This window comes from Acidobacteriota bacterium (assembly GCA_004299485.1).
GTDB lineage: Bacteria > Acidobacteriota > Terriglobia > Terriglobales > SCQP01 > SCQP01.
Genome location: SCQP01000002.1, coordinates 342,811 through 360,040 on the forward strand (window position 1 = coordinate 342,811; position 17,230 = coordinate 360,040).

Below are 17,230 nucleotides of genomic sequence, written 5' to 3' on the forward strand. Positions count from 1 at the left end.
CGCCCGGCAATAAGTTAGCTAGAGCTCCCCCAGGCTTTAGCTATACCGAGCCCGTCCGGACGGCCCTCAGTTTCCCCGCTGTAGCGCCATAATCCGGACGGGCTTTTTTGTGTCTCGCGCACATCATACACGAGTCTGTCCGTTTCCGGACACAGCAGTTGCAATACCGAACGAATCTCCCTCTGCACACGTACTTAACCTATGTTCTTTCTTCGCTTTGCGATGGCCCCTGACGTGCCCTCTTTTCGCTGATAACCATGCTTTCCAAATCTGTCCTTGCCCTGCTCGCGGCCGCCTCGCTCACCCTTGCCGCCATTGCCCAACAGCCTGCCGCAGTCCACGCGCAACAAGCCCCCGCCGCCTCCGCCGGCCCCGAGCTGCATGCCACCAACAGCGCCGTTCCGCAGAAGCTCGACTTCACGAGCCGCGGCGGCTGGTTCAGCTTCTGGCAGCGCTACCAGCCCGCCAATATCGGCCTGCCCAATTTGACGAACCCGGCGCCGGTGCAGCGCGCTGCCACCTCCGGAACGTTCTATCTTTCTTTGCATGAGATGTTGGCCATGGCTCTGACCGCCGACCTCGACATCGCCAATGCGTCGTATGGCAAGCTCGAGGCCGAACCTGATTATCTCCGTACCCTGGCCGGTGGCACCGCGCGCGGCGTGGCCGGCGAATTCATCTCCTCGGCCCTGTTTTCCGGCGCCATCGGCGCCAGTAGCACCGGCGGTAGCAGTGGCGGCGGCAGTAACGCCGGCTCCGTTAATGGCGGCGGCAATGGCGTGCACGGCGGCGGTGGCGGTTACGATCCCAGTTTTAATTTCCAGTTCCAGGACGAGCATTCCCGCCAGCCTCTCGGCAACCCGGTGTTATTCGGCACCTCCGAGCAGGTCCTCAATCAGAACTTCGGTGCCGCCTCGTTTGGCCAGAGCTTTACCACCGGCACCGGCTACACCGTCACCTTCTTCAGCTATCGCTCTTACCAGAACACCAATCAGTTGTTCCTGAACCCCCAGGTCGCCAGCGACGTCAGCCTCGGCATGCAGCAATCGTTGTTGCGTGGCGCCCGCCGCTCCATCAATCGTGCCGGCATGGTCATTGGCGCCAACAGCTTGAAATACGCCGACGCCAACTACAAAGATCAGGTGACCACCGCCGTCTCCCAGGCGATTACGCAATACTGGACCCTTGCCGCCGCCCAACAGCAGATCGCCATCACCGAAAAGGCCGAACAGGACGCTCAAAAGACCCTGGATGACACCAACGCTCTCGTCCAGAACGGCAAAGTCCCCGCCGCCAATCGCATCACTGCCGAAACCGGCCTCAGCACGGCCATCTCCGCGGTGCTGCAAGCCAAAACCGATTACGCCAAGGCCGCCTCCAAGCTCAAATCGTTCTTGGTCAAGCGCTGGACGCCCAATGTCATCACCGCCCGCGTGGTTCCCACCGATACTTTGCCCGAACCCCAGGCCGCCGCGCTGGCTCCCGTCCATCAACTCGTCCAGCGTGCTCTCAACTTCAGCCCGAAACTCGCCGAAGATCGCATTAACATCAACAACATTGATCTGACCGTCAAAATCCGCAAAGACTCTTTGCTCCCCAATCTCACCGTCTACGCCAGCTATACCTCCAGCGGCGTCGCCGGCGTCGGCGTCAACTGCTCCGTTCCCGCTTTTCCGTGCCCTCTCGCCAATATCACCGGGCGCTCCATCGCCGGCTTCGGCACCTCCCTCGGCAATATCTTCAGCTATCGCGCTCCCGACTATGGCGTCGGCTTTGACCTCAGCATTCCCGTCTGGAATCGCACCAATCGCGCCGACGAAGCCACCGCTGAGCTCCAGGCCGCGCAGTACCGCATCAACCTCCAGAACGACGAAAACAACGTCACGGAAAAGGTCAACGAAGATCGCATTGAACTCGAAGGCCAGGTGGCCCAGCTTAAATCCGCGCAGACGGCGCAACAGCAATTTCAGCAGGCTCTCGACAACGCCCGCGCCAAATATCAACTGGGGAAGGGAACCATTGATACCGTCGAAGCCGCGCAATCGGCTCTGACCAGCGCTGCCAAGGCCGTCGTTGCCGCTCAGCAGGCTTACGCCATCGCCCAGGTCACGCTGGCCACCGATAGCGGAACCCTCCTCGGTGACTATCACATCTCTCTCGGCGCGCCCCTGGCCCGCCAGGGCATCCCCAATCTGCCTTAGGCTTGCGTTACCCTAAGAGGCGTGATCCAGCTCCGCAAACTCGAAAAAACCTATCCCGCCGGCGTCGGCAAAACCTACGCCCTGCGCCAGATCAACCTGGACATCCGCGAGGGCGAGTTTCTCACCGTCATGGGACCCTCCGGCTCCGGCAAATCGACGCTGCTCTCTATCCTCGGCATGCTCGATAGCCTTTGGAGCGGCGAGTTCTTCTTTCTCGACACCCCCGTCCACAAGCTCCCGGTGAAGAAGCGCATCGAGCTCAACAAGGCCTACATCGGCTTCGTCTTCCAGAGCTATCACCTGCTCGACAATTTGACGGTCTACGAAAACCTTGACGTCCCGCTCTCCTACCGCGACATCCGCTCCAAGGACCGCGCCAGCCTCGTTGCCGACACCCTCGACCGCTTCCAGATTGTCGGCAAGAAGGATCTCTACCCTAGCCAGCTCTCTGGCGGCCAGCAGCAGCTCGTCGCCATCGCCCGCGCCGTTATTGCCAACCCCAAACTCATCCTCGCCGATGAACCCACCGGCAATCTCCACTCCGCCCAGGGCCGTGAAATCATGGAGCTCTTCAAGCGCCTCAATGGCCAGGGTACGACGATTATCCAGGTCACCCACAACGAGCAAAACGCCGCCTACGGCGACCGCATCATCGAGCTGGCAGATGGCTGGCTGGTGAAGGGGAATTAGTTTTTCAGTATTTCAGTACATCAGTTTGTCAGTTCATGCAGGCCTTCCTCAAGTCGACGCTGTGGCGCAAAGCGCACACCCTGCGCGCACGCCTGCTCTCGCGCCTCGCCGCCAGCCCGAGCCCGACTGAAATACTGACATACTGAAATACTGAAATACCGATATCTGTGCCGACTCCCCCGAAAATCCTGATCGCGGATGATGCCACGGACGTTAGAGAAGCCCTCCGCCTTCTCCTCAAGTCTTCCGGCTTCCGCACCGAATCCGTCGACTCCCCTTCCGCCGCCTTGCAATCCCTTCAGTCTCAGGAGTTCGACCTCCTCCTGCTCGACCTGAACTTCACCCGCGACACCACCAGCGGCGCGGAAGGCCTGGAGCTACTGCCCAAAGTCCTGGCGCTCGACTCTACCCTCCCTGTCGTGATCATGACTGCTTGGGGCACGGTCGAGATTGCCGTCGAGGTCATGCGCCAGGGCGCCCGCGATTTCATCGAAAAGCCCTGGAACAACGAGCGCCTGCTTACCATCGTCCGCAATCAGGTCGAACTCCGTCGCGCCTTGCGCAACGAGCAGCGCCTTGAGGCCGAAACCCGCCTCTTGCGCGCCGAGAATCGCCCCGAACTCATCGCCGAATCCGTCGCCATGCGCCCCCTGCTGCAGCTCATCACCCAGGTCGCGCCCTCCGACGCCAACATCCTCATCACCGGCGAAAATGGCACCGGCAAAGAGCTCATCGCCAAAACCATCCACGCTCTTTCCCATCGCTCTGCCCGCGCCCTGGTCACCGTCAACGTCGGCGGTCTGCCCGAAGGCATTTTTGAAAGTGAGGTCTTCGGTCACATTCGCGGCGCTTTTACCGATGCCAAAGCCGACCGCGTTGGCCGCTTCGAAATGGCCGACGGCGGCACCCTCTTCCTCGATGAAATCGGCAATCTCGGCCTCGCGCAGCAAGCCAAGCTTCTGCGTACCATCCAGTCGGGCGAGCTCGAACGCGTCGGCTCCTCCAAGACCCGCAAGGTCGATGTTCGCCTCCTCGCTGCCACCAACACCGATCTCGGCCAGGCGGTCGCGGAGGGCCGCTTCCGTCAGGACCTTCTCTTCCGCATCAACACCATCGAAATCCATGTCCCACCCCTCCGCGAGCGCCGGGAGGACATCCCCACCCTCGCCCAGTTTTTCCTCCGTCGGCTCGCCGCTCGCTACCAAAAATCCATCGCCGGCTTCGACCCCGCCGCCCTGCGCGCCTTGCAGGAACACCCATGGCCCGGCAACGTCCGCGAACTCGAACACGCCGTCGAGCGCGCCGTCCTGCTCGCTCACGCCAATCTCATACAGGCCAGCGACCTCGGCCTGCGCACGACGCCTGTCGCTGGCGCTCCCAGCCTCGCCGGCCTCGATGCGTTGCCGCTTGACGAAGCCGAGCGTATCCTTGTCCGCACCGCCCTCGAGCGCGCCGGCGGCAATATCCATCACGCCGCCAAAGCGTTAGGCTTAAGCCGTGCCGCCCTCTACCGCCGCATCGAACGTTACGGCCTCTAAGCACCGAGGCCAACGCCCGGCGACCAACCCCAGCTCGCTGCTCCTTTGGCTGGGCATGATGGCTGGTCTTCCCGCCGTCGCTGCGGCACTGGTCCTCATCTGGCTTCCACAGGACCAGGCCGTTTTCAGTTCCGCGGGCACGCACGGCTGGCAAATTCTGCTGACTCTGGTCATTGTCTTCACCTGGCTCGGTCTCACCATCGGTCTGCGTGAGCGCGTCGAGTTGGTTCTGGGCACACTCGCCAACATGCTCGCGGCCGTCCGCGAAGGCGACTACTCGGTCCGCGCCCGCGGGGCCGGCTACAGCGACTCCTTCGGCGCTCTCGCCTCGGAAATCAATCGCCTCTCTTCTTTCCTCCGTGATCGCCGCGTCGCCAGTCTCGAAGCCAGCGCCTTGCTTGACAAAGTTGTCGAAGCCATCGACATCGCCGTCCTCGCCTTTGACGATCAGCAGCGCCTCCGTCTCATCAACCCTGTCGGCGCCACCCTCCTCGCCGCTCCACCCGAGCGCCTGATGGGCCAATCCGCCGCCGAGCTCGGCCTCGCCCCCATGCTCACCGGCCCCAGACATCGCCTTCAGGAGGCCACCTTCCCCGGCGGTCCCGGCCGTTGGGATATCCGCCACTCCCAATTCCGTCAGGACGGCAAGCCCCACCATCTCCTCGTTATTTCCGATCTCAGCCAGCCCTTGCGCGAAGAGGAGCGCCTCGCCTGGTACCGCCTCATTCGCGTCCTCGGCCACGAAATCAACAACTCCCTCGCCCCCGTCATGTCCCTCGCCGGCTCACTTGCCGGCCTCTTACAGCAACCGCAATCCGACGACTGGAGCGAAGACATGAGCCACGGCCTCAACGTCATCGCCGACCGCGCCGCCGCCCTCAACCGCTTCATGGGCAACTACACCCGTCTTGCGCGTCTGCCCCAGCCCGACCTCCATCCCACCGGCGTGCGTTCTCTGGTCCAGGCCGCGGTCCGCCTCGAACAGCGCCTTCCCGTCGAAATTCGTCCCGGCCCCGAAATTGAGGTCTCCCTTGATCCCGATCAAATCTCCCAGGTCGTCATCAACCTCCTCCGCAACGCCGTCGATGCCTCTTTAACAACCCAGGGTAACGTCCAGATCGGCTGGGACTTGCGCCACCAATGGCTGGAAATCTGGATCGCCGACGAAGGTCCCGGCCTCGCCTCCACCGCCAACCTCTTCGTCCCCTTCTTCACCACCAAACCCGGCGGTTCCGGCATTGGTCTTGTCCTTTCCCGCCAGATCGCAGAGGCCCACCACGGCCGCCTCACCCTCAGCAACCGCCGCCACAGCCCCGGTACGGAAGCCCGCCTTTACCTGCCTTTAGAGACGCTAAACTGAAGTGGTGAAACTAGCCGCCACGCTGCTTGCGTTAAGCCTAGCCGCCTTCGCCACTCCAAAACCTAAGCCCCAGCTCTACCAGGCCTTCAATGGTGAGCAGTGCTACCGCTACACTGCCAAGGTGGTTGGCTTCGGCCCTCGCACTCCCGGCTCCATCGGCCATAAGGAAACCGAGGCGCTGGTGCGCCGCGTGGTCGAGCGCGATGGCGGCCAGTTCTCGGCCTACGATTTCATCGATCCGAATTCGCCCCGCGGCACTGTTCCCGTCCACAACCTCATCGCCAAGTTCAACGTCTCCAATAACCCCAACCAGCCCATCTTCATCCTCGCCGGCCATTACGACACGCTTTTCAAGAAGGGCTTTGTCGGCGCTGTCGACGGCGGCTCCAGCACGGCGATTTTGCTCTCCTTCGCCGACGCCCTCCACGCCGCCAAGCCCACCAAAATGCAAATCTGGCTGGTCTGGACCGACTTTGAAGAAGCGGTGAAATCCTTCCAGGGCGACGACGGCCTCGTTGGTAGCCGTCATCTCGCCCACAAGCTCGCCGCCGCAGGTCTCGTGCCCCGCATCCGCGGCTTCTTCCTGCTCGATATGATCGGCTACAAAGACCTGAGCGTCGACAAGGAGTCCAGCTCGACCCCTTGGCTCCAGGCCTTCATCATGTCCGCCGCCACCAAGCTCGGCTACCAGCAGTACTTCTTCAAGTACTCGGAAGAGATCATCGACGATCAGAAGCCCTTCGCCAACGTCGGCATCCCCGTGGTCGACGTGGTCGACGCCCACTTCGGCCCCATGCCCGGCGACGGCATGGGCGCCTACCACCACACCAACCAGGACACCATGGACAAGGTCTCGTCCCACAGTCTCACGGTCGTCGGGAAGACGGTCCTCCTCGCCGTCGAACTCATTGACGCGCAATAGTACGTCAGTATTTCAGTACATCAGTATTTCAGTCATGCAGGACTTCCGGAATCTGACCGCCTGGCGAAAGGCGTACGAACTCACGTTGGGTGTGTATCGTGCTACGGTGAAATTTCCGGCTGAGGAACGCTATGGCCTCAGCAGCCAGCTTCGTCGCGCGGCAGCCTCCATTGCCGCGAACATTGCCGAAGGCTGCGGCCGCCGCGGCAACACCGAATTGCGCCGCTTCCTCGAAATCGCCATGGGATCGGCCAGCGAAGTCGAATTCCATCTCCTGCTCGCCAATGACCTGGCTTATCTGTCCCCGGAGGTGTACGCCACCCTCCACGATCAGATCGTCGATTGCAAACGCATCCTCTCGCGCCTAATCGTCACCCTCCGTTCGTCCCCGAACTGATGTACTGAAATACTGATCTACTGAAATACTGTTTTCATGCCCCTCCGAACCTCCGAGGCCTTCATCCTCCGCACCTACCCTCTGAAAGAGACCGACCGCATCGTCAGCTTTTTCACCCGCGATTTCGGCAAAAAGCGTGGCGTCGCCCGCGCCGCCCGCCGCCCCAAATCCAAATTCGGCGCCTCGCTCGAACCCCTCACCCAGGTGCGCATCCAGTTCTTCGAGCGCGAAAGCCGTGACCTCTGCTCTATCGACCACTGCGAGCTGCTCGCCTCCCCCCTGTCCGCCCGCACCAACGATCTGCTAAATTCAGTTGCGATATCGCTCATCGCCGAGGTTGCCGACCGCATGCTGCCCGAAGCCGAAGTCAGCGACGCTACCTATCGCCTGCTGGCCGCCGCGACCACCGCCCTGCGCACCGCGCCCACAGCGTGGCTCCCGCTGACGTATTACTTATACTGGATGGTCCGCCTAGGAGGCTTTTTGCCAATCCTGTCCATCACCCCAGAAGCCGAGTCCCTGGCCCAGTCTATTGCGACCTCGCCTCTACCCACCCTCCAGGGCGATGCGGCCGGCGCCGCTGGCCGCGAGCTCCGCCGTGTCCTTCGCGCCGCCCTCGAAGACCACCTCGAAGGCGCGCTCCGCTCCTGGCCGATTCTCCTGACCCTCGAGCCCGCAAACTGAAATACTGAAATACTGACATACTGAAAAACTCCCTTGACCTTCCAAGATCTCATCCAACGCCTTCAATCCTTCTGGGCCGGGCACGGCTGCATCGTCCAGCTCCCCTTCGATCTCGAAGTCGGCGCCGGCACCATGGCGCCCGAGACGTTTCTGCGTGTCTTAGGTCCCAAGCCCTATCGCGTGGTTTATCCACAGCCCAGCCGCCGGCCCGCCGACGGCCGCTACGGCGAAAACCCGAACCGCCTCTATCGCCACACCCAGATGCAGGTAATTCTTAAACCAGCACCTGAAGATGTACAAGACCTGTACCTGCAAAGCCTTGAGGCGATTGGGATTACGCTCTACGACCACGACCTCAAGTTTGAGGAAGACAACTGGGAATCCCCCACCTTGGGGGCCTGGGGCCTGGGTTGGCAGGTCATGCTCGATGGCCTGGAAATCACACAATTCACATATTTTCAACAATCTGGCGGCCAGGACCTCAACCCAATTCCCGTCGAGATCACCTATGGGCTGGAGCGCATTGCCGCTTTCCTCCAGGACGTCGACTCCGTCTACGACATTCACTGGAATGCGACCACCACTTATCGCGAGGTTCGTTTTCTCGACGAACTTCACAGTTCCGTCTATAGCTTCGAAAAGGCGGACGTCGACCGCCTCTGGCAGGCATTCGAAGGCAACGAGCGCGAATGCCGTGCCCTGCTGCATCAATTCCGCCAACTCCCCGCTGCCGCCCGCGGCCGCTTTCCCATCCTCGCCGCCTACGAGCTCTGCCTGCGCTGCTCGCATCTGTTCAATCTGCTCGACGCCCGCGGCGCTATCTCCGTCACCCAGCGCGTCGATATGATCCAGCGCATCCGCTCGCTCGCCGTTGGCATCGCCAGCGCCTATACCGAGCAGCAAGAGGAGCAAGTGCATGCTTAGCAACACCGCCCCGCTGCTGATCGAGATCGGTTGCGAGGAACTTCCCGCCGCCGCCGTCCAGTCCCTGGCCGAATCGCTGCTGCAAAACCTCATGCAACGCTTGCTGGACGCTCACCTCACCGAGGGCGCCCCCGAATCCTCTGCCTGGACGCCCCGCCGCCTCATCTTCCGTCATCCGGCGATTCACTTGCGCCAGCCGCAAAGCGAAGAGATCATCGCCGGTCCGCCCGTGCGCATCGCTTTCAAACCCGACGGCAGCCTCAGCGCCCAGGGCGCTGGCTTTGCCGCCAAAAACGGCGTCAGTCCCGAAGCCCTCTTCCGCCAGACTACCCCCAAAGGCGAATATCTAGCCGTCCGCAAAAAGACCGGCGGTGGCGCCGCCAGCACGCTGCTGCTCGACCTGATTCCCGAGGCCATCCGCGCCATCCCTCTGCCGCGCTCCATGCGCTGGGACGGCGAGCTGCGCTTTCTCCGCCCTGTCCGCTGGCTCCTTGCCCTCCATGGCGAAACTCTCATTCCTTTTCGCCTCGGCTCCCTCACCGCAGCCGCCGAAAGCCGTGGCCATCGCACCCTGGGCAAACCCCGTTTCGCGGTTGCGAGCGCCAACGATTATCCCGCCCGCTGGAAAAAGAACTTCGTCATCCCTTCGCCCGCCGACCGCTACGCCGCCATCTTTGGCCCCACCCGCGTCCCCTTCCAGCGCGAAGACATCGAGCTCGAAAACACGCTCGTGAATCTCACGGAGTGGCCCAGCACCATCGTGGGCGAGTTCGACCCCGCCTACCTCAAGACTCTCCCGGCCGATGTGCTCATCACCGTCATGCGCGACCACCAGAAATATCTGGCGGTTGGCGACGGCAGCGGCAATCTGGCTCCCAAATTCATCGCCGTCCTGAACCAGAACAGCGATCCCAAGGGTCTCATTCGCCACGGCAACGAGCGCGTTCTGCGCGCCCGCTTCAGCGACGCCCAGTTCTTCTTCGACACCGACCGCAAGCGATCGCTCCGCGACCGCCTCCCGCTGCTTGATCAGGTCACCTTTCAGGCCAAGCTCGGCAGCTACGGCGCCAAAGCCAAACGCATGCAAACGCTTGCCGCCGCGCTCGGCGGCAATGCCGATGCGCAGCAAGGCGCCCTGCTCGCCAAGTGCGATCTCACCACCGAAATGGTGAAGGAGTTTCCCGAGCTGCAAGGCATCATGGGCGGCCATTACGCCCACGCCGAAGGCCTGCCGGAAACCGTCGCGACCGCCATTGCCGACCAGTACCGCTGGGACACGCCTCCGCGCAGCCGCGAAGGCGCCGTGGTCTCTCTGGCCGACAAACTCGACACCATCGCCGGCATGTTCGCTCTCGGTGAAATTCCCACCGGCTCCGCCGACCCCTTCGCTCTCCGCCGCCAGGGCAACGGCATCATCCGCACCCTGGTCGAGTGCCAATTGCCGCTCTCCCTCCGCCACGCGGTCGAGCAAACCCTCGCCGGGTACGGGGCTATTGCCGAATTCCATCCGGCCGCCGAAACCCTCGCCGCCACCGCGGCATTCTTTACGGAACGCTTGAGCTTTTACCTGCGCGACGCCCGTGGCGCCAGCACGAATCAAGCCGTCGCCGTGCTTGCGTCCGGCGCCGACATTCCCCTCGATGCCGCTCAACGTCTCGCCGCCCTGCAAAAGGCGCCCGACCTGGCCGCCGTCGCCGCCGTCGTCAAACGCGCCCGCAGCATCGTCCGCAAAGAAGGCGGCCTGGATAAATGGATCGCCCAAGGGCTCGCCCAACCTCTCGATCCCGCGGCCCTCACCCAACCCGCCGCCCAAGCCCTCTACGCTGCCGTAAAATCCCTGCCCGAATCGCAAGACTACGCCGCCGAGCTCCAGGCCATCGCCTCCCTTGCCTTGCCCCTTGAGCGTTTCTTTACCGAAGTCCGCGTCAACGACCCCGACCCAGCCCTTCGCGCCACCCGTCTCTCGCTGTTGGCCTCCACCGTCGCCCGCCTCAACCGCATCGCTGATTTTGCCGAGCTCGCCGTCTCTTAAATCCCAGCGCCATCTCTATCTCTTCAGTCCACCCCGTCAAAACTGTAAACTGCGAACTGTAAACTGTGAACTTTTTATGACCACAATGGATATTGCCTTTTCTTACGCCGGCCCGCTGACCGACCCGCAGATCCAGGCGCTCTCGCGCCTCTCCGACGTCTACGGCATCCGCAAGCTCCGCATCGACGAAGCTGCCGGCTCTCTCGCCATCGAATACGATGCAACCCGCATGGATTCTGCCCGCGTCGAAGCCTTGGTCCGCTCCTGCGGCGTCGCCCCGCTCCCGGAACCCGTCAGCGCCTAGCCGATAGCTCCAGCCCCTCGCGGTGAATCCGGATCGCCTCCGCCGCACGCAGCGCCACCTCCAACGCTGCCCGCGCCGCCGCGCCATCGCATTCCGGCGCGTCCCGGTTCGTTACGCACCCCAGAAACGCATCGATCTCAGCCTTCAACGGTTCCGTGTCCCCGCCCTGCAAATGTTCATGAGCCAAAGCCGGCATGGGCGCGCCAGGTGCCGACGTCAGGCGGAAAAGCTCGGCATCCCGCCGCGCCAGATCGAGCGAAATGTATTCCGCCGGCTGAAAAAACCGCAGCTTCCGCACCCGCTCGGTACTGACCCGGCTGGCGGTTAAATTCGCCACACAGCCGTTAGCGAACGTCAGCCTCACGTTGGCGATATCGGTATGCGTGCTCAGCACCGCCAGCCCCACACCCTGCAATTCCGTGACCGGCGCCTTCACAAAACTCAGCACCAGGTCGAGGTCGTGAATCATCAGGTCCAGCAGCACATCCACATCGAGGCTGCGGGGCGTGAACACGCTCAGCCGGTGAACTTCAAAAAACAACGGCCGCGTCACCCGCGGCCGGACTAACTGCACCGCTGGATTGAACCGCTCCAGATGTCCCACCGTCAGAATGCGGCTATGCTTCTGTGCCGCGGCAATCATGGCATCGGCGTCCTGAAGCGATGGCGCAATCGGCTTCTCCACCAGCACATCCAGCCCCGCTTGCAGCAGTTCGATGGCCACCGCCGCATGTGCCGTCGTCGGCACAGCGACGGAAACGGCCTTCGCCTTTTGCTTCACTTCATCCAGCGAACGCAGCACCGGCGCGCCTAAAGCTTCCGCTCGCTCCCGGTTCGCGTCGTAGACCCCAACCAGCTCGGCTCCCGGCAGCTGAGCGTAAATCCGCGCATGATGGCGCCCAAACGATCCGCAGCCCACCACCGCAACGGGAATCGCACTCACGATTTCCCTCGTCCCTCGATGGCAATCCCCGCCGCGTTGGCTGCGGCCAGGCACTCCGCGCGTTCCAGCATCAACGTCAGTCCGCTCTCCAGCCCCAGCGCCGTTGCGCCCGCAGTCCGCATGGCGGCAATCGTGCGTGGCCCGATCACCGGCACGTCGTAGCGCAAGTCCTGCTTCGGCCTTGCAACTTTGACGATGGTCAGCGGCCGTCCGCCCGCCAGCCCCGCCGCGCGCTGAATCATGGCGTCGGTCCCTTCCATCGCTTCCGCCGCCACGCACGCCCGCGCCGCAATGGCCACGCTCTGGCCAATGTCTGCTGCCGCCAGATGCCGCGCGACGCTAAAACCGTAGTCCAAATCCGCCTGCTCTCGCTCGTCCGGTTTTCGCGCCGTCATCACGCCCGACGTCGCTAGCAGCGGCCGCAGGAAGTCGGTTGAACTTTCGAGCGTAATCCCTTCTTCCTCCAGTATCTTTGCCACCCCGCCCAGCAGCGAATCGGTGTTCCGGGTGGCGAGCGAAGCAAGCAGCATGGCCATTTTCCAGTCCGGCCGCAAGTGCGAAAAAATCTGCTTGTGCTGCACCTGCCCCGCCATGACGGCGCGCTTGACCCCGGCGCCATGAAATACCTGAATCAGCTTCCCGAGCTGCCCCAGGCTCAGCCAATGCACCTCGCCCGCATGCTCGCCAATACTGGGGTCCGTCTCTTCTTTGATCGCGGCAACTACCATGGCAATCCCGCGTCCTCGCGCCGCCTCCAGCAGCAGAAACGGAAACCTCCCATTCCCCGCAATCAGCCCATACCTTTCGGTATCGCTCACTTTTCCCTTTTCCCTTTTCCCTCTTCCCTCATTTGATCACCCCCCTCTCGCTGGTCTCGATAAACTCCACCAGCATCTCCGTATCCGCGTTCCACGCCTCCGCGCGAATCCGCTCCACGGCTTGTGTCGTGTTCAGGTCCGAGTTCAGCAGAATCCGGAACGCCTGCTGCAGCACCGCGATCCGCTCCGCGCTGAAGCCCTTGCGCTTCAGGCCGATGGCGTTGGCGCCGAAGGCGTGGTTGTCGCGCGTGGCGCTGGTCTTGGCGAAGGGAAGTACATCCTGGGTGGTGATCGTGCCCCCGCCCAGGTAGGCATGCGCGCCCACGCGCACAAAGGGATGAACCGGCGAAAGCGCGCCCAGGGTGGCATGATCGCCGACATGCACGTGCCCGCCCAGCGTCGAGCCGTTCGCCATGATGATGTGGGAGCCGAGCTGACAGTCATGCGCGACATGGCAATAGGCCATCAGCAGATTGTGGCTGCCGATGCGCGTCACGCCGCCGCCCTTGGTCGTCCCCCGGTGCAGGCTGCAAAACTCGTGAATCACGTTGTGATCGCCGATCTCCAGCCGCGTCGCCTCGCCTTTGTAGGTCAAATCCTGCGGCGCCATGCCGATCGTGACAAAAGGGAAGATTTCGTTGTCGCTGCCGATGCGGCAATCGCCTTCGATCACCACATGCGAATGCAGCCGGCAGCGTTCGCCCATTTCGACGCCCGCACCGATGACGCATCCCGGCCCAATCTCGCACGAGTCCGGTACCCGCGCGGCTTCATGAATGACGGCCAGCGGAGATCTCATGCTTCCGTCCGCGGCACCACCGCGCAGCTCAGCAGGCCTTCGGCTGCCAGCTTCTCGCCCACAAACGCCCGTCCCTGCATCCGCCCGGCCGTCGACCGGAAGCGCAGCACCTCGACTTCCAGCCGCAACTGATCTCCCGGCACCACCGGCTGCCGGAAGCGCGCACCATCCACCCCCGTGAAGTAGATCAAGTGTTCGCCCGGCGCCCGGTCTTCGTACAGGATCATCAGTGCGCCCGCCTGCGCCAGCGCTTCCAGCACCAGCACGCCCGGCATGATCGGATGCCCGGGAAAATGCCCCTGAAAAAACGGCTCGTTGGCGGTCACGTTCTTGATCGCGGTGATCCGTTTGCGCGGCTCGAACGCCACGATGCGGTCCAGCAGCAGGAACGGGAAGCGGTGCGGCAGCAGACGCTCAATTTCCGGTATACCCATCGGCAGCGTCGGGGGCAGGGAAGCGGGTGCAATAGTTTCAGCGTTTTCCGGCATCATGGGCAAAAGCCATTTTACAATGGCCGCTATGTCCCTGCCTGCGGAACTGCTTACCTGGTTAACCTCGCAGCGGAATGCGATGGTTGACTGCCTTAGCACCTGGGCTGCCTGCGAGTCTCCCACCTCCGAACCCGAGCGGGTCCGCGCCCTCGCCCAGATCGTTGCCAGCGCCTTCACCGAAGCCGGTTGCGATGCCAACGATCACCCCGCAGCGCTGGAGCTTAGCCTGCCCGGCCGTGACGCCGACGCCTCTCCACTCCTCATTCTCGGCCATCTCGATACCGTTTACGACTCCGGCACCCTGGAGCGTATGCCCGTCCGCAACGATGGCGAGCGCCTCTGGGGTCCCGGCGTTTACGACATGAAAGGCGGCATCGTCCAGCTTCTGTTCGCTCTGCGCGCTTTGGCCGCCCAAGGCGCCGAGCCCCACCGTCCGCTTCACATCCTTCTGGTCTTTGACGAAGAAACCGGCAGCCACGCCTCTCGCTCGCTGACTGAAGCCGCCGCCCGCACCGCTGGTGCGGCTTTCGTCCTCGAACCGGCCGCTGACGAAGACGGCAAGCTCAAAGTCGCCCGCAAAGGCATCGCCGTCTACAAGCTGAGCGCCGAGGGCCGCGCCGCCCATGCTGGCGTCGATTTCACCGAAGGCGCCAGCGCTATTGTCGAACTGGCCGCCCGCGTGGTCGAAATCGCCTCCTGGAGCGACGCCGCTCGCGGCCTCACCGTCAACCCCGGCCTGTTCTCCGGCGGCACGCGCCTCAACATCGTCGCCGCCCACGCCGAAGCCCACATCGAAGCCCGCGCCTGGACCGCCGCCGAACTCGCCGCCTTTGACCGCCGTATCCGCGCTCTCGAACCCTCCGACCCGCGCGTCCGCCTTGCGCTCGAAGGCGGCCTCAACCGCCCGCCCATGGAACCCACCCCCGCCAGCCTTGCTCTGGCCACCCGCGCCCGTGACCTCGGCCGCGAACTGGGCCTGGCTCTGGAATCCACCGGAACCGGTGGCGGCAGCGACGGCAGCTTCACCGCCGCCCTCGGCGTCCCCACCCTCGACGGCCTCGGCGCCGTCGGCGCCGGCGCCCACACCTACCACGAACACGTGCTGATCGCCTCGCTCGCCCCGCGCGCCGCCCTCCTCGCCGCCCTCCTGCAGGCTATCTAGCCGGCAAGCGCTCACAGCAGCAGGTGCAGCCCCAACCGGCGCCCGACTCGGCTCATTTCTGCATCGAGTGTCGCCAGCGGCAGTCCGCGCCGCAAGGCCAGCTCAATGTAGAGGGCGTCGTAGCTGGTCAGACCGTGCGCGCGGCAAAGCGGCAGGATTTCACCGAAAGCACGCTCCGCGGCGTGCTGATCTACCTCGATCGCTAGCGCGGAAAGCCGCAAGCGAAACTCTTCTGTTTTCGCGACCGTGATCCGGCCCCTCCGCTCGGCCAGAGCCAGCACGTTGATCAACTCGGTGTACCACCAGCCCGGTACGACTGCAGTTGCCGTGCTGAGCCGGCGAAACAGAGCGTCGGTCGCGGGCGTCGCCTCATCGTCGAAGACCCAGCTCAGGCCCACGGATGCGTCCACCACGAATTTGTCTCGTACCCTGCCTTTCACTTCCGGCCTTCGGCGATCAGGTCGCGAACCTTCAGCCCTCCCAGAGTGCAGCCGCGCCGCGACTCGATCATGGCCTCAATAACTTGAGCCCGCTCGCCTTGGCTCGACTGCTTCTGCAAGGGCACCATCCGAGCCACCGGCGTCCCGTGCCGCGTCAACGTAATTTCGGCTCCCCTCTCGACCCGCTCCAGGATTTCCGAAAACCGGGTTTTCGCCTCGTAGGCGCCTATAAAGTCGCGATTCCGCATCGGGGCTTCTCTGCTTAGACCAGTCGTAGACTAGATTACCACGCTTCGGTCGTCGCCTGTTCTAGCGACCAGACTTTCAATCAAACGTGATGGTAAGCGTAACGGTTGCAGTCTGGCCGCCCGACCCGGCGCTGGCGTTGGCGCTGGCCGTAACCTTAACCGTTGCGCTCTGCGTCGTGGTCCCGGTCGTGTTGTTGCCGGAGCCGTTGCCCGCCGCCATTCCGCCGCAACCCGCCAGCAATAGACAGATCCCAGCCAGCCCCCACGCCAGCCGCACGCGCCTTCGCCGCAGACTCATTGCCACCCCGGCCACCACCAGCGCACCCAGCAGCCAGAACCACCGGTCGCGGCCGCCCGCTGGCAGCCACGGCGCACCGCCTGCCGCCGCCGCCGTCACCGTCAGCGCCATCTCCCGCTGCGTGTCGCTGCCATCGAGCGTAAGGCTGGGGGGTGTAAACGCGCAGCTCGCATAACTGGGCAGTCCGCTGCACGCAAACGACACCGTTCCCTGGAAATTACCAAATGGCGTCGCCGTAATCACGATCTGTCCGGATGAACCCCGCTGCACGTCGATATGGTCCGGCGTTGCCGCCAGCATGTAGCCCGATTGCACGACGTTCACCGCAACCGCAGCCGAACTGCCGCCGGAAAAGTTTCCATCGCCGCCGTATTGTACCGTGAGGTCGTGCGTGCCCAGGCCCGCAAGCTTCGCCGTGAAGCTTGCCTTGCCGCCTGTCAGCGTTGCCGTTCCCAGCGCCGTTGTGCCATCGAAAAAGCTGACCGTTCCGCTCGGCGTCCCGCTGGTCGCGGGAGCGACCGTGGCTGTCAGTGTAAAGCCGTATCCCGCGCCCATGCTGCTCGCCGAACTCGCCAGCGCCACCGTGCTTGCCGCTTTCGAAATGGTCAATGTTCCAGGTGCGTAAGCGAGGGAGTAGTTGGCCGCTGCACCGCCAGCACACAGCGTCGCCGCGGTGCCGGCAGGCGTGGCGCTGGTGGCATCGGCGAGGCAGGTTGGTTCGGTGGTCAGCGCGGCCGCCGTATCGCCGTTCACGAAGCCGGAATAAACCGGTGCGACCGCGGGCACAACGCCGCCGTAGGTCATGCTCGGGCTGGAGGCGGTAATGGTCAGCGGCGCCGGCGTCACCGTCACCACGCCGGGCGCATAGACAATGGTGTAACCGGGCGCCGCGGCGCCGCTGCAAGCTGTCGGCGCGGTGCTGCCCGCCGGCGAGCTGCTGCTCGCCGTGCTGGCGCAGGTGGGCGGCGTCGTGAGCACC

General features: G+C 63.6%; 18 protein-coding genes. 11 read left to right on the plus strand and 7 right to left on the minus strand.

All coding sequences use genetic code 11. From position 1 onward, the window contains the following. The first annotated feature begins 257 nt into the window (after positions 1–257). The 10 genes from EPN33_04435 (at position 258) to EPN33_04480 (ending at position 11,052) form a co-directional block, all read left to right on the plus strand. Entirely contained in the window at positions 258–2,201 is a 1,944-nt protein-coding gene (locus EPN33_04435) for a TolC family protein (GenBank protein TAN24069.1), read from the plus strand. A 21-nt stretch (positions 2,202–2,222) separates the two neighbouring features. Then, positions 2,223–2,891 carry an ABC transporter ATP-binding protein gene (locus EPN33_04440; GenBank protein ID TAN24070.1) on the plus strand — a complete coding sequence of 223 codons (669 nt, stop codon included), beginning with the start codon at positions 2,223–2,225 and terminating at the stop codon, positions 2,889–2,891. Positions 2,892–3,076: 185 nt separating this feature from the next. After that, positions 3,077–4,429, plus strand: a complete 1,353-nt coding sequence (locus EPN33_04445; protein ID TAN24101.1) for a sigma-54-dependent Fis family transcriptional regulator — start codon at positions 3,077–3,079, stop codon at positions 4,427–4,429. Positions 4,430–4,484: 55 nt separating this feature from the next. Further along, positions 4,485–5,789: a PAS domain-containing sensor histidine kinase gene (locus tag EPN33_04450; GenBank protein ID TAN24102.1), complete on the plus strand. Its 1,305-nt coding sequence runs from the start codon at positions 4,485–4,487 to the stop codon at positions 5,787–5,789. Position 5,790: 1 nt separating this feature from the next. Continuing rightward, entirely contained in the window at positions 5,791–6,711 is a 921-nt protein-coding gene (locus tag EPN33_04455) for a M28 family peptidase (protein ID TAN24071.1), read from the plus strand. Between the two features lie 34 nt (positions 6,712–6,745). Then, positions 6,746–7,108 (plus strand): four helix bundle protein, encoded by a 363-nt coding sequence (locus EPN33_04460; protein TAN24072.1) that lies wholly within the window; start codon positions 6,746–6,748, stop codon positions 7,106–7,108. Positions 7,109–7,144: 36 nt separating this feature from the next. After that, on the plus strand, positions 7,145–7,792 hold the full coding sequence (gene recO, locus EPN33_04465; GenBank protein ID TAN24073.1) for a DNA repair protein RecO: 648 nt from the start codon (positions 7,145–7,147) through the stop codon (positions 7,790–7,792). A gap of 33 nt (positions 7,793–7,825) precedes the next feature. Next, positions 7,826–8,716: a glycine--tRNA ligase subunit alpha gene (locus EPN33_04470; GenBank protein ID TAN24074.1), complete on the plus strand. Its 891-nt coding sequence runs from the start codon at positions 7,826–7,828 to the stop codon at positions 8,714–8,716. Next, positions 8,709–10,748 carry a glycine--tRNA ligase subunit beta gene (locus EPN33_04475; protein TAN24075.1) on the plus strand — a complete coding sequence of 680 codons (2,040 nt, stop codon included), beginning with the start codon at positions 8,709–8,711 and terminating at the stop codon, positions 10,746–10,748. Before EPN33_04470 ends, EPN33_04475 begins: the two co-directional genes overlap by 8 nt. 76 nt (positions 10,749–10,824) lie before the next feature. Beyond that, the gene (locus EPN33_04480) at positions 10,825–11,052 is read left to right on the plus strand and encodes a hypothetical protein (GenBank protein ID TAN24076.1); all 228 of its coding nucleotides are present in this window, start codon (positions 10,825–10,827) and stop codon (positions 11,050–11,052) included. Here EPN33_04480 and EPN33_04485 read toward each other — a convergent pair. The 4 genes from EPN33_04485 to fabZ form a co-directional block, all read right to left on the minus strand. Continuing rightward, complete coding sequence (locus EPN33_04485; protein ID TAN24103.1) at positions 11,042–11,998, minus strand: Gfo/Idh/MocA family oxidoreductase; 957 nt, start codon at positions 11,996–11,998, stop codon at positions 11,042–11,044. The genes EPN33_04480 and EPN33_04485 overlap by 11 nt on opposite strands. Further along, positions 11,992–12,723, minus strand: a complete 732-nt coding sequence (locus EPN33_04490; protein ID TAN24104.1) for an LpxI family protein — start codon at positions 12,721–12,723, stop codon at positions 11,992–11,994. Before EPN33_04490 ends, EPN33_04485 begins: the two co-directional genes overlap by 7 nt. Before the next feature lie 118 nt (positions 12,724–12,841). Continuing rightward, positions 12,842–13,612 (minus strand): acyl-ACP--UDP-N-acetylglucosamine O-acyltransferase, encoded by a 771-nt coding sequence (locus EPN33_04495; protein ID TAN24077.1) that lies wholly within the window; start codon positions 13,610–13,612, stop codon positions 12,842–12,844. Beyond that, the gene (fabZ, locus tag EPN33_04500) at positions 13,609–14,046 is read right to left on the minus strand and encodes a 3-hydroxyacyl-ACP dehydratase FabZ (protein ID TAN24078.1); all 438 of its coding nucleotides are present in this window, start codon (positions 14,044–14,046) and stop codon (positions 13,609–13,611) included. The genes EPN33_04495 and fabZ overlap by 4 nt, the downstream gene beginning before the upstream one ends. Between fabZ and EPN33_04505 the strand changes: the two genes are divergently transcribed. Continuing rightward, positions 13,982–15,265 carry a M20 family peptidase gene (locus tag EPN33_04505; protein ID TAN24079.1) on the plus strand — a complete coding sequence of 428 codons (1,284 nt, stop codon included), beginning with the start codon at positions 13,982–13,984 and terminating at the stop codon, positions 15,263–15,265. The two genes, fabZ and EPN33_04505, sit on opposite strands and share 65 nt — an antisense overlap. Before the next feature lie 11 nt (positions 15,266–15,276). Here the strand turns inward: EPN33_04505 and EPN33_04510 are convergent, their stop codons facing one another. The 3 genes from EPN33_04510 to EPN33_04520 form a co-directional block, all read right to left on the minus strand. Next, positions 15,277–15,705 (minus strand): PIN domain-containing protein, encoded by a 429-nt coding sequence (locus EPN33_04510; GenBank protein TAN24080.1) that lies wholly within the window; start codon positions 15,703–15,705, stop codon positions 15,277–15,279. Beyond that, positions 15,702–15,953, minus strand: a complete 252-nt coding sequence (locus EPN33_04515) for a type II toxin-antitoxin system prevent-host-death family antitoxin (protein ID TAN24081.1) — start codon at positions 15,951–15,953, stop codon at positions 15,702–15,704. Before EPN33_04515 ends, EPN33_04510 begins: the two co-directional genes overlap by 4 nt. 76 nt (positions 15,954–16,029) lie before the next feature. Then, a partial coding sequence (locus EPN33_04520) for an Ig-like domain repeat protein (GenBank protein ID TAN24082.1) occupies positions 16,030–17,230 on the minus strand: 1,201 nt, incomplete at its 5' end.

Coding starts and splice junctions, on each gene's coding strand:
- EPN33_04515 (TAN24081.1), bottom strand. CDS start 15,953: ATGCGGAATCGCGACTTTATAGGCGCCTACGAGGCGAAAACCCGGTTT.
- EPN33_04435 (TAN24069.1), top strand. CDS start 258: ATGCTTTCCAAATCTGTCCTTGCCCTGCTCGCGGCCGCCTCGCTCACC.
- EPN33_04495 (TAN24077.1), bottom strand. CDS start 13,612: ATGAGATCTCCGCTGGCCGTCATTCATGAAGCCGCGCGGGTACCGGAC.
- fabZ (TAN24078.1), bottom strand. CDS start 14,046: ATGGGTATACCGGAAATTGAGCGTCTGCTGCCGCACCGCTTCCCGTTC.
- EPN33_04505 (TAN24079.1), top strand. CDS start 13,982: ATGCGGTCCAGCAGCAGGAACGGGAAGCGGTGCGGCAGCAGACGCTCA.
- EPN33_04490 (TAN24104.1), bottom strand. CDS start 12,723: ATGGTAGTTGCCGCGATCAAAGAAGAGACGGACCCCAGTATTGGCGAG.
- EPN33_04480 (TAN24076.1), top strand. CDS start 10,825: ATGACCACAATGGATATTGCCTTTTCTTACGCCGGCCCGCTGACCGAC.
- recO (TAN24073.1), top strand. CDS start 7,145: ATGCCCCTCCGAACCTCCGAGGCCTTCATCCTCCGCACCTACCCTCTG.
- EPN33_04460 (TAN24072.1), top strand. CDS start 6,746: ATGCAGGACTTCCGGAATCTGACCGCCTGGCGAAAGGCGTACGAACTC.
- EPN33_04475 (TAN24075.1), top strand. CDS start 8,709: ATGCTTAGCAACACCGCCCCGCTGCTGATCGAGATCGGTTGCGAGGAA.
- EPN33_04450 (TAN24102.1), top strand. CDS start 4,485: ATGATGGCTGGTCTTCCCGCCGTCGCTGCGGCACTGGTCCTCATCTGG.